The sequence below is a fragment of the Pseudomonas sp. Z4-7 genome (genome assembly GCF_051131965.1).
Taxonomy (GTDB): Bacteria; Pseudomonadota; Gammaproteobacteria; order Pseudomonadales; family Pseudomonadaceae; genus Aquipseudomonas.
The window spans coordinates 971,034-986,985 of the sequence record NZ_CP071642.1; the positions used below are offsets into that span (position 1 = coordinate 971,034).

Annotated in this window: 22 protein-coding genes; 12 read left to right on the plus strand and 10 right to left on the minus strand. The window is 60.2% G+C overall.

The window, feature by feature from the left end; translation table 11 throughout:
* The first annotated feature begins 81 nt into the window (after positions 1–81).
* Genes J3P91_RS04115 through J3P91_RS04135 form a run of 5 tightly spaced genes read left to right on the plus strand, consistent with a single transcriptional unit; the run spans position 82 to position 3,846 of the window.
* Positions 82–477: a FagA protein gene (locus J3P91_RS04115; RefSeq protein ID WP_434569807.1), complete on the plus strand. Its 396-nt coding sequence runs from the start codon at positions 82–84 to the stop codon at positions 475–477.
* A complete protein-coding gene (locus J3P91_RS04120; RefSeq protein ID WP_434602826.1) occupies positions 470–1,846 on the plus strand; it encodes a class II fumarate hydratase in 1,377 nt (458 codons plus the stop codon). Before J3P91_RS04115 ends, J3P91_RS04120 begins: the two co-directional genes overlap by 8 nt.
* Before the next feature lie 27 nt (positions 1,847–1,873).
* Positions 1,874–2,314, plus strand: coding sequence for a hypothetical protein (locus tag J3P91_RS04125; RefSeq protein ID WP_434602827.1), 441 nt, complete (start codon positions 1,874–1,876; stop codon positions 2,312–2,314).
* A gap of 1 nt (position 2,315) precedes the next feature.
* On the plus strand, positions 2,316–2,927 hold the full coding sequence (locus tag J3P91_RS04130) for a superoxide dismutase (RefSeq protein ID WP_434569804.1): 612 nt from the start codon (positions 2,316–2,318) through the stop codon (positions 2,925–2,927).
* A gap of 28 nt (positions 2,928–2,955) precedes the next feature.
* Complete coding sequence (locus J3P91_RS04135; RefSeq protein ID WP_434569803.1) at positions 2,956–3,846, plus strand: ZIP family metal transporter; 891 nt, start codon at positions 2,956–2,958, stop codon at positions 3,844–3,846.
* 70 nt (positions 3,847–3,916) lie between these two features.
* Here the strand turns inward: J3P91_RS04135 and J3P91_RS04140 are convergent, their stop codons facing one another.
* From J3P91_RS04140 to J3P91_RS04185, 10 genes are all read right to left on the minus strand, one after another.
* Positions 3,917–4,192 carry an HPr family phosphocarrier protein gene (locus J3P91_RS04140; RefSeq protein WP_434602828.1) on the minus strand — a complete coding sequence of 92 codons (276 nt, stop codon included), beginning with the start codon at positions 4,190–4,192 and terminating at the stop codon, positions 3,917–3,919.
* A gap of 15 nt (positions 4,193–4,207) precedes the next feature.
* Positions 4,208–5,065, minus strand: coding sequence for an RNase adapter RapZ (gene rapZ / locus J3P91_RS04145; protein ID WP_434569801.1), 858 nt, complete (start codon positions 5,063–5,065; stop codon positions 4,208–4,210).
* A 2-nt stretch (positions 5,066–5,067) separates the two neighbouring features.
* The gene (gene ptsN / locus J3P91_RS04150) at positions 5,068–5,532 is read right to left on the minus strand and encodes a PTS IIA-like nitrogen regulatory protein PtsN (protein ID WP_210642854.1); all 465 of its coding nucleotides are present in this window, start codon (positions 5,530–5,532) and stop codon (positions 5,068–5,070) included.
* A gap of 12 nt (positions 5,533–5,544) precedes the next feature.
* Positions 5,545–5,853 (minus strand): ribosome hibernation-promoting factor, HPF/YfiA family, encoded by a 309-nt coding sequence (gene hpf, locus J3P91_RS04155; protein WP_039592236.1) that lies wholly within the window; start codon positions 5,851–5,853, stop codon positions 5,545–5,547.
* A 76-nt stretch (positions 5,854–5,929) separates the two neighbouring features.
* Positions 5,930–7,423: an RNA polymerase factor sigma-54 gene (locus J3P91_RS04160; RefSeq protein ID WP_434602829.1), complete on the minus strand. Its 1,494-nt coding sequence runs from the start codon at positions 7,421–7,423 to the stop codon at positions 5,930–5,932.
* Positions 7,424–7,586: 163 nt separating this feature from the next.
* Positions 7,587–8,312 (minus strand): LPS export ABC transporter ATP-binding protein, encoded by a 726-nt coding sequence (gene lptB, locus J3P91_RS04165; protein WP_305496791.1) that lies wholly within the window; start codon positions 8,310–8,312, stop codon positions 7,587–7,589.
* Complete coding sequence (gene lptA / locus J3P91_RS04170) at positions 8,312–8,860, minus strand: lipopolysaccharide transport periplasmic protein LptA (RefSeq protein WP_305496790.1); 549 nt, start codon at positions 8,858–8,860, stop codon at positions 8,312–8,314. The genes lptB and lptA overlap by 1 nt, the downstream gene beginning before the upstream one ends.
* Positions 8,847–9,419 (minus strand): LPS export ABC transporter periplasmic protein LptC, encoded by a 573-nt coding sequence (gene lptC / locus J3P91_RS04175; protein WP_434602830.1) that lies wholly within the window; start codon positions 9,417–9,419, stop codon positions 8,847–8,849. The genes lptA and lptC overlap by 14 nt, the downstream gene beginning before the upstream one ends.
* A gap of 7 nt (positions 9,420–9,426) precedes the next feature.
* Positions 9,427–9,951 (minus strand): KdsC family phosphatase, encoded by a 525-nt coding sequence (locus J3P91_RS04180; RefSeq protein ID WP_305496788.1) that lies wholly within the window; start codon positions 9,949–9,951, stop codon positions 9,427–9,429.
* Positions 9,952–10,926 carry a KpsF/GutQ family sugar-phosphate isomerase gene (locus J3P91_RS04185; protein WP_434569798.1) on the minus strand — a complete coding sequence of 325 codons (975 nt, stop codon included), beginning with the start codon at positions 10,924–10,926 and terminating at the stop codon, positions 9,952–9,954.
* 273 nt (positions 10,927–11,199) lie between these two features.
* On the opposite strand from J3P91_RS04185, the gene J3P91_RS04190 reads away from it, so the two are divergent.
* The 7 genes from J3P91_RS04190 (at position 11,200) to murA (ending at position 15,894) form a co-directional block, all read left to right on the plus strand.
* Positions 11,200–12,009, plus strand: coding sequence for an ATP-binding cassette domain-containing protein (locus J3P91_RS04190; protein WP_305496786.1), 810 nt, complete (start codon positions 11,200–11,202; stop codon positions 12,007–12,009).
* The gene (mlaE, locus tag J3P91_RS04195) at positions 12,009–12,806 is read left to right on the plus strand and encodes a lipid asymmetry maintenance ABC transporter permease subunit MlaE (RefSeq protein WP_434561153.1); all 798 of its coding nucleotides are present in this window, start codon (positions 12,009–12,011) and stop codon (positions 12,804–12,806) included. The genes J3P91_RS04190 and mlaE overlap by 1 nt, the downstream gene beginning before the upstream one ends.
* Complete coding sequence (mlaD, locus tag J3P91_RS04200; RefSeq protein ID WP_030139861.1) at positions 12,806–13,273, plus strand: outer membrane lipid asymmetry maintenance protein MlaD; 468 nt, start codon at positions 12,806–12,808, stop codon at positions 13,271–13,273. The genes mlaE and mlaD overlap by 1 nt, the downstream gene beginning before the upstream one ends.
* Positions 13,274–13,284: 11 nt before the next feature.
* On the plus strand, positions 13,285–13,938 hold the full coding sequence (locus J3P91_RS04205) for an MlaC/ttg2D family ABC transporter substrate-binding protein (RefSeq protein WP_434569796.1): 654 nt from the start codon (positions 13,285–13,287) through the stop codon (positions 13,936–13,938).
* A gap of 8 nt (positions 13,939–13,946) precedes the next feature.
* Positions 13,947–14,252, plus strand: a complete 306-nt coding sequence (locus tag J3P91_RS04210) for an STAS domain-containing protein (RefSeq protein WP_434604994.1) — start codon at positions 13,947–13,949, stop codon at positions 14,250–14,252.
* 114 nt (positions 14,253–14,366) lie between these two features.
* On the plus strand, positions 14,367–14,606 hold the full coding sequence (locus tag J3P91_RS04215; protein ID WP_090281791.1) for a BolA family protein: 240 nt from the start codon (positions 14,367–14,369) through the stop codon (positions 14,604–14,606).
* 22 nt (positions 14,607–14,628) lie between these two features.
* Complete coding sequence (gene murA / locus J3P91_RS04220) at positions 14,629–15,894, plus strand: UDP-N-acetylglucosamine 1-carboxyvinyltransferase (RefSeq protein WP_434569795.1); 1,266 nt, start codon at positions 14,629–14,631, stop codon at positions 15,892–15,894.
* Positions 15,895–15,952 lie beyond the last annotated feature (58 nt).

Below are 15,952 nucleotides of genomic sequence, written 5' to 3' on the forward strand. Positions count from 1 at the left end.
GATGGTGAGTGCTATCTTGCTGTTGTGTTGGTTCTTATTATCATCTAATAATGAATCTCATTCGCCGATTGAGCCCCGGTCATGAGTCTTGCCCTGCACGAACAACCCTACCTTGAAAACTGGCGCTGGATGAGTCGCCAGATCCGCTGCGCGATGAGCCCGGACGAGCCGCGGCTGATCGAACACTACCTGGCCGAGGGGCGCTACCTGGCCTGCTGCACCGCCACCTCGCCGTGGATGATTGGCGAAACTGCCTTCCGGCTGTTGCTCGACACCGCTTCGGATGTCGCGCTGCCCTGGCACTGGCGCAACCTCTGCCTGGATCAAGCCTGGCGCCCTTTGCGTGAACTTGAGCGGCAGGCGCTTTGCCGCTGCCGCCTCAAGCGTTGGCAAAGCCATGCCTGGGCGCTGGCTAGCTGCGCGCTGGAGCCGTCGATTTCCCTTATTGAACTGGAGCAAGGATTTCCCGATGAGTAATACCCGTATCGAACGCGACAGCATGGGTGAACTTCAGGTCCCCGTGGACGCACTCTATGGCGCGCAGACCCAGCGCGCGGTGGATAATTTTCCGGTCAGCGGCCAGCGCATGCCGGCGCAGTTCATTCGTGCCCTGATCCTGGCCAAGGCCGCCGCCGCACGCGCCAATGTCGAGTTGGAGCAAATCAGCGTCGCCCAGGGCAAAGCCATCGTCGATGCGGCCCAGGGCCTTCTCGAAGGCGACTTCATGGCGCATTTCCCGGTGGATATCTTCCAGACCGGCTCCGGCACCAGTTCCAACATGAACGCCAATGAAGTGATTGCCACGCTTGCCAGTCGCTTGCTGGGAGAGGTGGTCAACCCGAACGACCACGTCAATTGTGGCCAGAGCAGCAACGACATCATCCCCACCAGTATTCATGTCAGCGCCGCGCTGGCCCTGCACGAGCAATTGCTGCCGGCGCTGTTGCACCTGGTCCAGGTGATCGAACGCAAGGCCGAAGAAGTCCACCCCTTCATAAAGACTGGCCGCACCCACCTGATGGATGCCATGCCGGTGCGCTTGAGCCAAGTGCTCGACGGTTGGGCGCAGCAGCTCAAGGCCAACATCGGCCACTTGCAGGATCTGTTGCCGAGCCTGCAGTCCCTGGCCCAGGGCGGTACGGCGGTTGGCACTGGCGTCAATGCCCATCCACGCTTCGCCGAATTGTTCAGCCAGCAGTTGACGCAACTGACCCAGGTGCAATTCAGCCCGGGCAAGAACCTGTTCGCGCTGATCGGCTCCCAGGACACTGCCGTGGCGGTTTCCGGACAGCTCAAGACCACTGCCGTGTCGCTGATGAAAATCGCCAACGACCTGCGCTGGATGAACTCAGGGCCGCTGGCCGGGCTGGGCGAGATCGAGCTCGAAGGCCTGCAGCCGGGCTCCTCGATCATGCCCGGCAAGGTCAACCCGGTCATCCCCGAAGCCACCGCCATGGTCGCGGCCCAGGTCATCGGCAACGACACGGTGATTACCGTCGCCGGCCAGTCGGGCAATTTCGAACTCAACGTGATGCTGCCGATCATCGCCCAGAACCTGCTGAGCAGCATCGCCCTGATGTCCACCGCCAGCCGATTGCTGGCGGACAAGGCCATCGCCACGTTCAAGGTCAACGAAGCCAGGCTCAAGGAAGCGCTGTCGCGCAATCCTATCCTGGTCACGGCACTGAATCCGATCATTGGTTACCAGAAGGCCGCTGAAATAGCCAAGAAGGCTTATCAGCAGGGTCGCCCGGTGATCGATGTCGCCTTGGAACACACCGACCTGTCGCGCGCCGAACTGGAGATCCTGCTGGACCCGGAAAAGCTCACCGCCGGTGGTGTGTAACCCCGACACTTGTGTGGAGGACTCATCATGGAGCATTGGAAACGTACGATCGAACGGGCCAATCACCATTTCCTGCAGGGTGAGTGGGTGGATGCCCGCGAAGCCTACCTGCAGGCCCTGGCCCTGGCGCAGGTGTTGTTCGAGCGTTGGGCGGATGCCGACGAAGCCGTAGCCGCCTGTGTCGTGTCGCATCACAACCTGGCGGATCTGCACTTGCGCCTGAACCAGCCGGAGGAGAGCGCCGAGTACCTCTGCGCGATTCACCAACGGTTATTGCAGACCATGCAGGACGAACGCCTGGCGCCGGCCCTGCGTGCCGCCGCGATGCGCCAGAGCCACAGGACCTACGTCGAACTGCTGAATTTCATCAGCGAGCATGGCGAGTACCCACGCACTCAGCGCCTGCTGCACAACGCTGCCGTTTCGTCCCGGCACAGCCCAATCCCTCATCATTACGGAGTCCACTGAGATGGCTTTCACCTTGCCTGCATTGCCTTACGCCTACGATGCCCTGGAACCGCACATCGATGCGCAGACCATGGAGATTCACTACACCAAGCATCACCAGACTTATATCAACAACCTCAACGCGGCGGTGGATGGCACTGAATATGCCGATTGGCCCATAGAAAAACTGGTGGCCAGCGTGGAGCAATTACCGCAGGCGCTACGAGCCGCGGTGATCAACCAGGGCGGTGGTCATGCGAACCACTCGCTGTTCTGGGAAGTGATGACGCCCCACGGTGGCGGCCAGCCGGACGGTGCGCTGGCAGCGGCGATAGACGCGCAGTTGGGCGGTCTCGATCAGTTCAAGGAAGCCTTCACGAAAGCGGCACTGACCCGTTTCGGCAGCGGCTGGGCCTGGTTGAGTGTGACCCCGCAAAAGACTCTGGTGGTGGAAAGCAGCGGCAACCAGGACAGCCCGCTGATGGGCGGCAACACGCCGATCCTGGGCCTGGACGTCTGGGAGCATGCCTATTACCTGCTGTATCAAAACCGCCGTCCGGAATACATCAACGCGTTCTACAACGTGATCAATTGGCCAGAAGTCGCCCGGCGCTATCAGGCTGCGCTTGCTTGATGTTCTTATAAACAACCCAAGGCTGACTATGGACACTGAAACTCTGGCGATAGGCGGCGGGCGAATGTTCCGCTATGCCTTGGGCTCGCTGTTGCTGTTGGCCGGCATGACATTATTGGTGGCCCAAGGGCTGGCGTGGCTGGACCTTGAGCCAAAAATGTTGCGTGCGCTCCAGGGCGGCGGGCTTTGCGCCTTGGGTACGGCGTTGGGCGCGGTGCCGGTGCTGGTGATACGGCGCATGCCTCAAGCCATGAGCGATTCACTGCTGGGCTTCGGGGCGGGGGTGATGCTCGCCGCCACCGCGTTTTCGCTCATCGTGCCGGGCATTGCCGCAGCCGAGCAGTTGGGCTTCACGCCTTGGGCGGCCAGCGGGCTCATCTGTTTCGGCATCCTGTCGGGTGCGTTCGGACTGTACCTGGTGGACCGCAAGGTCTCTGCCAGCCCTGAAAGACTGGTTGCGACCCCAGGACGACCGGTTATTGCGCCGCGGATCTGGTTGTTCGTGTTCGCCATCATCGCCCACAACATCCCGGAAGGCATGGCGGTGGGCGTTTCGGCGGGCGGCGGCATGGCGGATGCCGATAGCCTGGCGATGGGCATCGCTTTGCAGGATGTGCCGGAAGGGCTGGTGATTGCGCTGGTGCTGGCCGCGGCGGGGATGTCGCGGGTCAAGGCGTTCCTGATTGGCGCAGCGTCAGGGCTGGTCGAGCCGGTGTTCGCATTGCTCTGTGCCTGGCTGGTGACGTTGGCCGAGGTGCTGTTGCCGTTGGGGTTGGCGCTGGCCGCCGGAGCGATGCTATTGGTGGTGACCCATGAGGTCATCCCCGAGTCGCGCCGCAATGGGCATGAAAAACTGGCGAGCCTGGGGCTTTTGATTGGGTTCTGCTTGATGATGGTGATGGATACGGCGTTGGGGTGATGTGCAAGTGGATGAGCTTTTGTGGTGAGGGAGCTTGCTCCCTCACCACCGGCAAGTCAGCAGTACCTGATTACTCGCCTTCGTCGAAATAGTTGTTGATCAGTGCCACCAGCGCATCCATGGCTTCCTGCGCCTGTTCACCTTCGGTACTCAGGTGGATCTTGGTGCCTTTACCCGCAGCCAGCATCATCATCGCCATGATGCTCTTACCGTCGACTGTCGCCTCCGGCGTGCGCCCGACCCTGATCGTGGTTTCTGGAAACTTGCCCGCGACACCTACGAATTTCGCCGATGCACGGGCATGCAAACCCAGCTTGTTGATGATTTCAATTTCCCGAGCAGGCATCGCGATGTGAATCCTTTAGCTGAGGTCGCGGTGGCGAACCTGGACATTCTTCAAGGTTTGTTGCAGGAGCTGACCCAGGCGTTCGGTCAGGTATACGGAACGGTGATGACCGCCAGTGCAGCCAACGGCAATCGTGACATAGGCACGGTTGTTGGCGGCAAAACGCGGCAGCCATTTGAGTAGATAGCTGGAGATGTCCTGGTACATTTCCTCGACATCCGGCTGGGCAGCCAGGTAGTCGATCACCGGCTGGTCGAGCCCGGACTGCTCGCGCAGTTCAGGTTTCCAGTAAGGATTGGGCAGGCAGCGGACATCAAACACCAGGTCGGCATCCACGGGCATGCCACGCTTGAAGCCGAACGACTCCACCAGGAAGGCCGTACCGGGTTCCGGCTGGTTCAGCAGGCGCAACTTGATGGTGTCGCGCAACTGGTACAGATTCAGGTGGGTAGTGTTGACCTTCAGGTCCGCCAGGTCGGCAATCGGCCCCAGCAGTTGGCTCTCGTCATGGATCGCTTCAGCCAGGGAGCGGCTGGCGTTGCTCAACGGGTGGCGTCGACGGGTTTCCGAAAAGCGCTTGAGCAGGGTTTCTTCGTCTGCGTCCAGGTACAACACGTCGCACTGGATGTGCCGGCTGCGCACTTCCTCAAGCAACGCCGGGAAGCGCGACAAATGGCTCGGCAGGTTGCGGGCGTCGATGGACACGGCGACCAGCGGTTGCGCCAGCTCGGTATGGATCAGGGCGCGCTCGGCCAGTTCCGGAAGCAGGCCGGCCGGCAAATTGTCAATGCAATAGTAGCCGCTGTCCTCAAGGACGTTGAGGGCCGTGCTTTTACCGGAGCCGGAGCGGCCACTGACGATGATCATGCGCATGTTTAATGGCCGTTCTGCTCGTCCAGGACTACCTGATACAAGGCTTCGTTGCTCGGGGCGCTGCGCAGTTTTTCGCGTACTTCCTTGCGGTCTAGCATGCTGGCGATCTGGCGCAGCAGCTCGAGGTGCGCATCGGTCGCCGCTTCCGGGACCAGCAATACGAACAGCAGGTCGACCGGGGCGCCGTCGATGGCGTCGAAATCGATGGGGGCTTCAAGGTGTAGCAGCGCACTGATCGGCGCGGAACAACCCTTGAGGCGGCAATGGGGAATGGCGATGCCGTTGCCAAAACCGGTGGAACCGAGTTTTTCACGGGCAACCAACGCCTCGAAAACGTCCTGCATTTCCAGATCCGGCACTTCGCGGTGGATCAGGTTGGCGATTTGTTCGAGGGCTTTCTTTTTACTGCCACCCGGCGCGTTCACCTGGGAACGGCCGGGGGTCAGGATGGATTCTAGTCGGATCATGGATTGGGGGGGTTAACGACCGGTTGCGCCCTGAAGGAGGCTCTGGGTCTTTTCCTTATGCTTTTTGAGTTGGCGATCCAGCTTGTCGGTCAGCAGGTCAATCGCGGCATACATGTCTGAATGCTCTGCGTTGGCAACTACTTCTCCGCCGGGAATATGCAGCGTGGCTTCGATTTTCTGCAGCAGCTTCTCGACGTTCATCGTGACTTGCACGTTGGTGATCTTGTCGAAATGCCTTTCCAATCGGTCGAGTTTTTCGCCGATGTAGGTGCGCAGGGGTTCGGTCACTTCCAGTTGGTGTCCACTGATGTTGACTTGCATACAGCTTCTCCTTCGTTGCCAGTGCATAAAGCGGCAGGTAGAAATACCTGCCACTGGAACGCTGTGGCGTGGCCTGTTACATCAACCGCTTGCGTTCGCTCGAAGGCGCGATTCCCAGGGATTCGCGGTATTTGGCGACGGTACGGCGGGCCACCTGAATGCCTTGTGCCTCCAGTAAACCAGCGATCTTGCTGTCACTCAACGGCTTTTTCTGATTTTCCGCAGCGACCAGTTTTTTAATGATCGCGCGGATGGCCGTGGACGAGCATTCACCGCCTTCGGAGGTACTGACGTGGCTGGAGAAAAAGTATTTCAATTCATAGATGCCCCTTGGGGTATGCATGAATTTCTGGGTAGTCACCCTCGAAATCGTCGACTCGTGCATGCCCACCGCCTCGGCGATGTCATGCAAGACCAACGGTTTCATCGCTTCGTCACCGTACTCCAGGAAGCCGCGCTGATGCTCGACGATCTGGGTGGCGACTTTCATCAGGGTTTCGTTGCGGCTTTGCAGGCTCTTGATGAACCAGCGCGCCTCCTGCAACTGATTGCGCATGAAGGTATTGTCGGCGCTGGTGTCGGCACGCTTCACAAAACCGGCGTATTGGGCATTGACCCGCAGCTTGGGTACCGATTCCTGGTTCAGCTCCACCAGCCAGCGATCGTTGTGCTTGCGTACGATCACATCGGGGACGACATACTCGGGCTCGGTGGATTCGATTTGCGAGCCGGGGCGCGGATTCAGGCTTTGCACCAGTTCGATGACCTGGCGCAGCTCATCTTCCTTGAGCTTCATCCGACGCATCAACTGGCTGTAGTCGCGGCCGCCCAGCAGGTCGATGTAGTCGGTGACCAGGCGCTTGGCTTCGGCCAGCCATGGCGTCTTGGCGGGCAGCTGTCGCAATTGCAGCAGCAGGCATTCGCCTAGGTTGCGAGCGCCAATGCCGGCGGGTTCGAATTGCTGGATGCGATGCAGGACAGCTTCGATCTCGTCCAGCTCGATATCGAGCTCCGGGTCAAAGGCTTCGAGGATTTCTTCGAGGGTCTCGTCCAGGTAGCCCTGGTTGTTGATGCAATCGATCAACGTCACCGCGATCAGACGGTCGGTATCCGACATCGGCGCCAGGTTCAGTTGCCACAGCAGATGGCTTTGCAGGCTTTCGCCAGCAGAGGTGCGAGTGGTGAAGTCCCACTCGTCGTCGTCACCGCCTGGCAGGCTGCTGGCGCTGGTCTGGTAGACGTCTTCCCACGCCGTGTCCACGGGCAGGTCATTGGGAATGCGTTCGCTCCATTCGCCATCGTCGAGGTTATCTACCGTCGGGGCGGCTTCCTGATAGGACGGTTCCGGGACCTCCGGGGTAGTTTTCTGCTCGACGTTGTCGGCCAGTGGGTCGGTATTGTCGAAGTCGTCGCCTTCTTCCTGGCGTTCGAGCATCGGATTGGACTCCAGCGCCTCCTGGATTTCCTGTTGCAGGTCCAGGGTCGACAATTGGAGTAGGCGGATAGCCTGTTGCAGCTGCGGTGTCATCGTCAGCTGCTGGCCCATTCTCAAGACTAGCGATGGTTTCATGGCTGGGGCTTAACACCTTATTCGCCGGCGCACATGCGCCATCCACTACAGGGCGCCGAAGCGCCAAACTTAAGCAAATTATATGCCTGAAACTGAAGTGTTTGCCTAGGGGGCTATCTCAATTAATTGAGGGCGCCCGGGCATCCGCCAGGCCACCTTTGGCTTAAAGGCGGAACTCATGGCCCAGGTATACTTCCTTGACCAGTTCGTTGGCCAGGATGGTGGCGGAGTCGCCCTCGGCGATCAGCTGGCCATCGTTGACGATGTAGGCGGTTTCACAGATATCCAGCGTCTCGCGCACGTTGTGGTCGGTGATCAGCACACCGATTCCCTTGGCCTTGAGGTGATGGATGATCTGCTTGATGTCGCCCACCGAAATCGGGTCCACGCCGGCAAACGGCTCATCCAGCAGAATGAATTTCGGCGCGGTGGCCAGGGCGCGGGCGATCTCCACGCGGCGACGTTCGCCACCGGAAAGGCTCATGCCCAGATTGTCGCGAATGTGGCTGATATGGAACTCCTGCAGTAGGCTTTCCAGCTCCTGGCGACGGCCGGCCTTGTCGAGCTCCTGGCGGGTTTCCAGGATCGCCATGATGTTGTCGGCTACCGACAATTTGCGAAAGATCGACGCCTCTTGTGGCAGGTAGCCAATGCCAGCCTTTGCCCGGCCATGCATCGGCCGGTGGCTGACGTCCAGATCATCGATCAGCACTCGACCCTGGTCGGCCTGCACCAGGCCGACAATCATGTAGAAACAGGTGGTCTTGCCCGCGCCATTGGGGCCGAGCAAGCCTACGATCTGGCCGCTTTCGATGGACAGGCTGACGTCACGCACGACTTGGCGGTTCTTGTAGCTCTTGGCCAGATGCTGAGCTTTCAGAGTTGCCATTACTGGGCCTTCTGCTCGTCGGTTTTCTTTTTCGGCTGGATCACCATGTCGATGCGCGGGCGCGATTCGGTGACCTTGCTGCCTGTGGCGCGACCAGCGCTGGCGAGTTTCTTGTTGGTGTCGTAGACGATTTTCTCGCCTTGGGTCACGTTGTTGTCCTTGTCGACAACCTTGGCGCGGTCGATCAATACGACGCGGTCCTGGGAGGCGTGGTACTGGATGGTGACGCCATAACCCTGGACCGGCTTGGTGTCGCCCGCGGTTTGCATTTGCTCGAAGTAGGCCAGGTTGCCTACCGAGGTGACCACGTCGATGTCGCCGGACTGGGTGCGGGTGATGGTCACGGTATTGCCGGTGACCTTCATCGAACCCTGGGTGATGATCACGTCACCTTTATAGGTGGCGACGCCGTTCTTGTCGTCCAGTTGCGCGTCGTCGGCCTGGATGCGGATAGGCTGGTCGCGGTCGGTGGGGAGGGCCCAGGCGCTCGCGCTTCCCAGTGCTGCGCCCAGACTGAGCAAAATAGGGAGGGTTTTAGCGAGCTTCATACTGTCCTCTTACGTTCGATAGCAGGTGTATCCTGCTTTCCTTCAAATAGGCCTTCATTCCCGTGCCGGTCGACACGCCGCCGGCGCCGTCGATTCTAACGGGTTGCTCGGTCTGCGCATATTGGCGCTGCGGGAAGACTGTCATACGGGTACTGGTAATGATGGTCGTACGGTTCTTCTCATCGGTTCGGGCCACGCGTACCGAGTCGATCAGTTCCACCTCGGTGCCGCCGGGATTGACCTCGGCACGCTCGCTTTGTACGTGCCACGGAAACTCCGTGCCGCGGAACATGTTCAGGTCCGGCTTGGTGACCAGCGTGATGTCGCTGGCCTTCACGTGATCGACCTTGTCCGACGTCATCTCATACTGCAGCTTGCCGTCAGGCAAGTACTGCAAGGTGTGCGTGTTGGTCGCGTACCAGTCGATATCGTTTTCCGGCGCCTGGACCGCAGGCTGGTCGAGGAAGCGTTCCGGGCTGATGTTCCAGTAGCCCACCGCCGCGAAGATGGCGGTGATACAGCCGAACACCAGGATGGTGCGAATTTTCTTGCTTAGCATAGGTGGCTCACAGGTACGCGGCGTTGGCCGCTTCGAGGTGGCCCTGGGCACGCAGGATCAGTTCACAGAATTCGCGGGCCGCGCCTTCGCCGCCCCTCGCCGTGGTGACGCCATGGGCGTGCTCGCGTACGAAGGCAGCCGCGTTGGCCACTGCCATGCCCAGGCCGACACGGCGGATCACCGGAAGGTCTGGCAGATCGTCACCGAGGTAGGCGACCTGCTCATAGCTTAGATTGAGTTGGCCGAGGAGTTCATCCAGCACCACCAATTTGTCTTCGCGCCCCTGATAAAGGTGCGGGATGCCGAGGTTCTTCGCGCGCCGTTCGACCACCGGGGTCTTGCGACCGCTGATGATAGCGGTCTGCACGCCGGTGGCCATCAGCATCTTGATGCCCTGGCCATCAAGGGTGTTGAACGTCTTGAATTCGCTGCCGTCTTCGAGGAAATACAGGCGGCCATCGGTCAGCACACCATCCACGTCGAACACTGCCAGTTTGATTGCTTTGCCGCGTTGCAACAGGTCTGTGCTCATTTACATGACTCCCGCACGCAGCAAGTCGTGCATATTCAGGGCGCCCACCGGGCGGTCTTCGTCGTCGACCACCACCAGGGCGCTGATCTTGTGGTCTTCCATGATCTTCAAGGCTTCGGCGGCCAGCATCTCGGCCCGGGCCGTCTTGCCGTGGGGGGTCATGACCTCATCGATGGTCGTGCTGTGGATATCGATGGTGCGATCCAGGGTGCGACGCAGGTCGCCGTCGGTGAAGATCCCGGCGAGCTTGCCGTCCGCCTCCAGGATAACGGTCATGCCCAGCCCCTTGCGGGTCATTTCCATGAGGGCGTCCTTGAGCAGCGTGCCACGTTGTATCTGCGGCAATGCCTCCCCCGCGTGCATCACGTTCTCGACCTTGAGCAGCAGCCGGCGGCCCAGGGCGCCACCGGGGTGGGAGAAAGCGAAATCCTCGGCGGTAAAGCCCCTGGCTTCCAGCAAGGCCACGGCCAGGGCGTCGCCCATGACCAGCGCCGCCGTGGTGGAAGAAGTGGGGGCCAGGTTCAGCGGGCAGGCTTCGTGTTCGACATGCACGTTGAGGTTCACCTCGGCGGCCTTGGCCAGCGGCGAGTCGGGATTGCCGGTGAGACTGATCAACTGGATACCCAGGCGCTTGATCAACGGCAGCAGGGTAACGATTTCATTGGTGGAGCCGGAGTTCGACAATGCCAGGATGATGTCGTCCCGAGTAATCATGCCCATGTCGCCGTGGCTGGCTTCGGCAGGATGGACAAAAAACGCCGGGGTGCCGGTGCTGGCCAGGGTCGCGGCAATCTTGTTGCCGATGTGCCCGGATTTGCCCATGCCTACCACCACCACGCGGCCCTTGCTGGACAGAATCATCTCGCACGCGCGTACGAAATCAGCATCGATATGGGCCAGCAAACCTTGCACGGCTTCGAGTTCGAGGCGGAGGGTACGTTGTGCCGATTGAATCAGTTCGCTGGATTGGCTCATGTCAGAAATCGTATAGCCCGATGAAAAGGCGGCGATTATACCGGCAATGAACGATTCCCTCACGTTAGTTCGTCATGCTTTGTTCAGGCAGCCCCAACGCTTGACATGAAATGTGACGTTTTACCTCAAGCAAGGCTTAACGGGCGGGCGCCGGCCTTGGGCGCTTGGCCGTTGCAGTGATATAGTTCGCCGCCGGTTCGTGTGCCCGGCGTTACCGGCGTTTGTCGGCTGGCCGGGACATCCGAATATGAGGCTGCATCGCAAGGAGTTTAGATGAGTGCCGACAACGCCTACGCGGTCGAGCTGAAGGGGCTGTCCTTCAAGCGAGGGACGCGCAGCATTTTTAATGACATCGATATTCGCATCCCACGCGGCAAGGTGACCGGCATCATGGGGCCTTCCGGCTGCGGCAAGACCACGCTGCTGCGCCTGATGGGGGCACAATTGCGCCCCAGCGCCGGCGAAGTCTGGGTCAATGGCCAGAATCTTCCGGAATTGTCGCGCAGCGATCTGTTCGATGCGCGCAAGCATATGGGCGTGCTGTTCCAGAGCGGTGCGCTGTTTACCGATCTCGACGTGTTCGAAAACGTGGCGTTTCCCCTGCGGGTCCATACGGAACTGCCGGAAGAGATGATCCGCGATATTGTCCTGCTCAAATTGCAGGCAGTCGGGCTGCGCGGTGCCCTGGAGCTGATGCCGGACGAACTGTCCGGTGGCATGAAGCGTCGGGTCGCGTTGGCTCGGGCGATTGCCCTCGATCCGCAAATCCTCATGTACGACGAGCCCTTCGTCGGGCAGGACCCTATCGCGATGGGCGTGCTGGTGCGCCTGATCCGCTTGCTCAACGATGCGCTGGGCATCACCAGTATCGTGGTGTCCCACGACCTGGCCGAAACCGCGAGCATCGCTGACTACATCTATGTGGTCGGCGATGGCCAGGTGCTGGGGCAGGGCACGCCCCAGGAGTTGAAGGATTCGGACAACCCGCGTATTCGCCAATTCATGAAAGGTGATCCGGACGGCCCGGTGGCGTTCCATTTTCCGGCCACGGATTACCGTACCGATCTGCTGGGGAAGCGCTGATGCGCAAGAAGTCATTAATAGAAAGAGTCCGCCTGTTCGGTCGCTCCGGCATCGACGTGGTGGCAGTGCTGGGGCGTTCCTCGCTGTTCCTGATGCATGCCTTGCTCGGTCGCAACTCGACCGGCGGCGGTTTTGGCCTGCTGGTCAAGCAACTGCATTCGGTGGGGGTGATGTCCCTGGTGATCATCGTCGTCTCGGGGATTTTCATCGGCATGGTCCTGGCGCTCCAGGGCTTCAGCATATTGTCCAGCTACGGTTCGGAGCAGGCGGTCGGGCAGATGGTTGCGCTGACCTTGCTGCGTGAGCTCGGCCCCGTGGTCACGGCACTGCTGTTTGCCGGGCGCGCCGGTTCAGCGTTGACGGCCGAGATCGGTAACATGAAGTCCACCGAACAGCTGTCCAGCCTGGAAATGATCGGGGTCGACCCGCTCAAGTACATCATTGCCCCGCGCTTGTGGGCCGGCTTCATTTCCCTGCCGGTGCTGGCAATGATCTTCAGCGTCGTGGGGATCTGGGGCGGCTCATGGGTTGCCGTCGATTGGCTGGGGGTCTATGAAGGCTCCTACTGGGCCAACATGCAGAACAGCGTCGATTTTCTCGACGATGTGCTCAACGGTGTGATCAAGAGTGCCGTATTCGCTTTCGTGGTGACCTGGATCGCCGTGTTTCAAGGTTATGACTGTGAGCCCACGTCAGAGGGGATCAGCCGTGCCACAACCAAGACCGTGGTATACGCCTCGTTGGCCGTCCTGGGCCTTGACTTTATTCTGACCGCCTTGATGTTTGGAGATTTCTGATGCAAAACCGCACCCTGGAAATCGGTGTCGGCCTTTTCCTGCTGGCTGGCATCCTGGCTTTGCTGTTGCTGGCCCTGCGGGTCAGTGGACTGGCGCCGACCGCAAGCACCGATACTTATAAACTTTATGCTTATTTTGACAATATCGCCGGTTTGACGGTCAGAGCCAAGGTGACCATGGCCGGTGTGACCATCGGCAAGGTCACGGCAATCGATCTGGATCGCGACAGTTTCACCGGTCGGGTGACGCTGCAGCTGGAAAAGCGCGTGGATAACCTGCCGACTGACTCCACTGCATCTATTCTCACGGCTGGGCTGTTGGGTGAGAAATACATCGGTATCAGCGTGGGCGGGGAAGACACCCTGCTCAAGGATGGCGGGACCATTCACGACACGCAGTCGTCGCTGGTGCTTGAGGACCTGATCGGTAAATTCCTGCTCAATACCGTTAGCAAAGACGCCAAATGAGGAGCTTTTGAATGATCTCTATCCTGCGACGCAGCCTGCTGGTCCTGCTGGCGGCGCTGCCGCTGATGGGCAACGCCGTGGCGGCGCCTTCGGCGCACGACATCATCAAGACGACCACCGACCAACTGTTGGCCGATCTGTCGGCGAACAAGGAAAAGTACAAGCAGGACCCGAGCGCATTCTACGAGTCCTTGAATCGTATCGTCGGGCCGGTGGTGGATGCCGACGGTATTTCCAAGAGCATCATGACCGTCAAGTATTCGCGCAAGGCTACGCCCGCGCAGATGACCCGCTTCCAGGAAAACTTCAAGCGCAGCCTGTTCCAGTTCTATGGCAACGCCTTGCTCGAGTACAACAACCAGGGGATCACGGTCGACCCGGCCAAGGATGAGTCAGGCGAGCGCACCAGCGTCGGCATGACGGTCAAGGGCAACAATGGCGCCGTTTACCCGGTTTCCTACACACTCGAGAAAATCAACGGCGAGTGGAAAGTACGCAACGTGATCATCAACGGCATCAACATCGGCAAGTTGTTCCGTGACCAGTTCGCCGATGCGATGCAGCGCAATGGCAATGACCTGGACAAGACCATCAACGGTTGGGCCGGTGAAGTCGCCAAGGCCAAGGAAGTTGCCGAAGACGCCCAAGAGAAGCAGCAACAATGAATGAGCCGGTGAGTGAATCGGCCATTCGCCTGAGCGAGGCCGGCGAGCTGCTGCTCAGTGGCGTGCTGGATTACCGTACCGGCCCTGGTTTGCGCAAGCAGGGCCAGGCGCTGATCAAGTCCGCGAGGGCCGCTGAACTGGTAATCGACTGTTCGGGTGTGCAGAAGTCCAGCAGCGTCGGCCTGTCGCTGCTGCTGTGCTTCATGCGCGACGCCAGGGCCGCCGGCAAGACGTGGAGCATCCGCGGGATGCCCGAAGACATGCGCGAAATAGCCCAGGTCAGCGAATTGACCGAGCTGTTGGCGCATCCCTGACCCACATCGCTGGAAGCGCCCCCTGTCAGAGTCCTGCTTCGCGGGGTTCGCAGGCGCGGGGCTTTTTTGTATGATGTGCGACCCGTGCGCACAGGGCGCCGATTGAGGTTGAGCATGCAGGCTGTAGAAGTGAAGAGCTTTCTTGAAGGAAAGCTGCCTGATACGCAGGTAGAAGTTGAAGGCGAAGGCTGCAACTTCCAGTTGAACGTGATCAGCGATGAACTGGCGGCGTTGAGCCCAGTGAAGCGTCAGCAGAGCATCTATGCCCATTTGAACCCATGGATCGCCGATGGCAGCATCCACGCGGTCACGATGAAATTTTTCAGCCGCGCGGCCTGGGCCGAGCGCACCTGAGCCCAAGGGCCTCGAGATTCTTATGGATAAACTGATTATTACCGGCGGCGTTCGTCTTGATGGCGAAATCCGTATTTCCGGGGCAAAGAACTCCGCCCTGCCGATCCTGGCCGCGACGCTGCTGTGCGATGGCCCGGTGACCGTGGCCAACCTGCCGCACCTGCACGACATCACCACGATGATCGAGCTGTTCGGTCGCATGGGCATTGAGCCTGTAATCGACGAGAAGCTCAGCGTCGAAATCGACCCGCGCACCATCAAGACCCTGATCGCGCCGTACGAACTGGTGAAGACCATGCGTGCGTCGATCCTGGTACTCGGCCCGATGGTCGCTCGTTTCGGTGAAGCCGAAGTCGCCTTGCCTGGCGGTTGCGCCATCGGTTCGCGTCCGGTGGACCTGCACATCCGTGGCCTCGAAGCCATGGGCGCGGTGATCGACGTCGAAGGCGGCTACATCAAGGCCAAGGCGCCTGAAGGCGGCCTGCGTGGCGCGCATTTCTTCTTCGACACCGTCAGCGTGACCGGTACCGAAAACATCATGATGGCCGCCGCCCTTGCCAAGGGCCGCAGCGTGCTGCAAAACGCTGCCCGCGAGCCTGAAGTCGTCGACCTGGCGAACTTCCTGATCGCCATGGGCGCCAGGATCAGCGGCGCCGGCACCGACACCATCACCATCGATGGCGTCGAGCGCCTGCACTCGGCCACCTATAAAGTGATGCCGGATCGTATCGAAACCGGCACCTACCTGGTAGCCGCCGCCGTCACCGGTGGTCGCGTCAAGGTCAAGGACACCGATCCGACCATCCTCGAGGCCGTCCTGGAAAAACTCAAGGAAGCCGGTGCCGAAGTCACCTGCGGTGAGGACTGGATCGAAGTGAACATGCACGGCAAGCGGCCGAAAGCCGTCAACGTGCGGACCGCTCCATACCCGGCGTTCCCGACTGACATGCAGGCGCAGTTCATCTCCCTCAACGCCATTGCCGAAGGCACGGGCGCGGTGATCGAGACGATCTTCGAAAACCGTTTCATGCACGTCTACGAGCTGCACCGCATGGGCGCCAGGATCCAGGTCGAAGGCAACACGGCCATCGTCACCGGGACCGAAAAACTGAAAGGCGCGCCTGTCATGGCGACCGACCTGCGGGCTTCGGCCAGCCTGGTCATCTCTGCACTGGTTGCCGAAGGCGACACGCTGATCGACCGCATCTACCACATCGACCGTGGCTACGAGTGCATCGAAGAGAAGCTGCAGATGCTCGGCGCCAAGATCCGTCGCGTACCGGGCTAGTACCGGCTGAACGGGCACAAGGAGGTGCCCTCTGATTTCGTTTCACATCGAGGGTGGT

Bases quoted from the DNA above. Each gene is read 5' to 3' on its own strand.
- J3P91_RS04115 (WP_434569807.1), top strand. From the start codon at position 82: ATGAGTCTTGCCCTGCACGAACAACCCTACCTTGAAAACTGGCGCTGG.
- J3P91_RS04120 (WP_434602826.1), top strand. From the start codon at position 470: ATGAGTAATACCCGTATCGAACGCGACAGCATGGGTGAACTTCAGGTC.
- J3P91_RS04125 (WP_434602827.1), top strand. From the start codon at position 1,874: ATGGAGCATTGGAAACGTACGATCGAACGGGCCAATCACCATTTCCTG.
- J3P91_RS04130 (WP_434569804.1), top strand. From the start codon at position 2,316: ATGGCTTTCACCTTGCCTGCATTGCCTTACGCCTACGATGCCCTGGAA.
- J3P91_RS04135 (WP_434569803.1), top strand. From the start codon at position 2,956: ATGGACACTGAAACTCTGGCGATAGGCGGCGGGCGAATGTTCCGCTAT.
- J3P91_RS04140 (WP_434602828.1), bottom strand. From the start codon at position 4,192: ATGCCTGCTCGGGAAATTGAAATCATCAACAAGCTGGGTTTGCATGCC.
- rapZ (WP_434569801.1), bottom strand. From the start codon at position 5,065: ATGCGCATGATCATCGTCAGTGGCCGCTCCGGCTCCGGTAAAAGCACG.
- ptsN (WP_210642854.1), bottom strand. From the start codon at position 5,532: ATGATCCGACTAGAATCCATCCTGACCCCCGGCCGTTCCCAGGTGAAC.
- hpf (WP_039592236.1), bottom strand. From the start codon at position 5,853: ATGCAAGTCAACATCAGTGGACACCAACTGGAAGTGACCGAACCCCTG.
- J3P91_RS04160 (WP_434602829.1), bottom strand. From the start codon at position 7,423: ATGAAACCATCGCTAGTCTTGAGAATGGGCCAGCAGCTGACGATGACA.
- lptB (WP_305496791.1), bottom strand. From the start codon at position 8,312: ATGGCAACTCTGAAAGCTCAGCATCTGGCCAAGAGCTACAAGAACCGC.
- lptA (WP_305496790.1), bottom strand. From the start codon at position 8,860: ATGAAGCTCGCTAAAACCCTCCCTATTTTGCTCAGTCTGGGCGCAGCA.
- lptC (WP_434602830.1), bottom strand. From the start codon at position 9,419: ATGCTAAGCAAGAAAATTCGCACCATCCTGGTGTTCGGCTGTATCACC.
- J3P91_RS04180 (WP_305496788.1), bottom strand. From the start codon at position 9,951: ATGAGCACAGACCTGTTGCAACGCGGCAAAGCAATCAAACTGGCAGTG.
- J3P91_RS04185 (WP_434569798.1), bottom strand. From the start codon at position 10,926: ATGAGCCAATCCAGCGAACTGATTCAATCGGCACAACGTACCCTCCGC.
- J3P91_RS04190 (WP_305496786.1), top strand. From the start codon at position 11,200: ATGAGTGCCGACAACGCCTACGCGGTCGAGCTGAAGGGGCTGTCCTTC.
- mlaE (WP_434561153.1), top strand. From the start codon at position 12,009: ATGCGCAAGAAGTCATTAATAGAAAGAGTCCGCCTGTTCGGTCGCTCC.
- mlaD (WP_030139861.1), top strand. From the start codon at position 12,806: ATGCAAAACCGCACCCTGGAAATCGGTGTCGGCCTTTTCCTGCTGGCT.
- J3P91_RS04205 (WP_434569796.1), top strand. From the start codon at position 13,285: ATGATCTCTATCCTGCGACGCAGCCTGCTGGTCCTGCTGGCGGCGCTG.
- J3P91_RS04215 (WP_090281791.1), top strand. From the start codon at position 14,367: ATGCAGGCTGTAGAAGTGAAGAGCTTTCTTGAAGGAAAGCTGCCTGAT.
- murA (WP_434569795.1), top strand. From the start codon at position 14,629: ATGGATAAACTGATTATTACCGGCGGCGTTCGTCTTGATGGCGAAATC.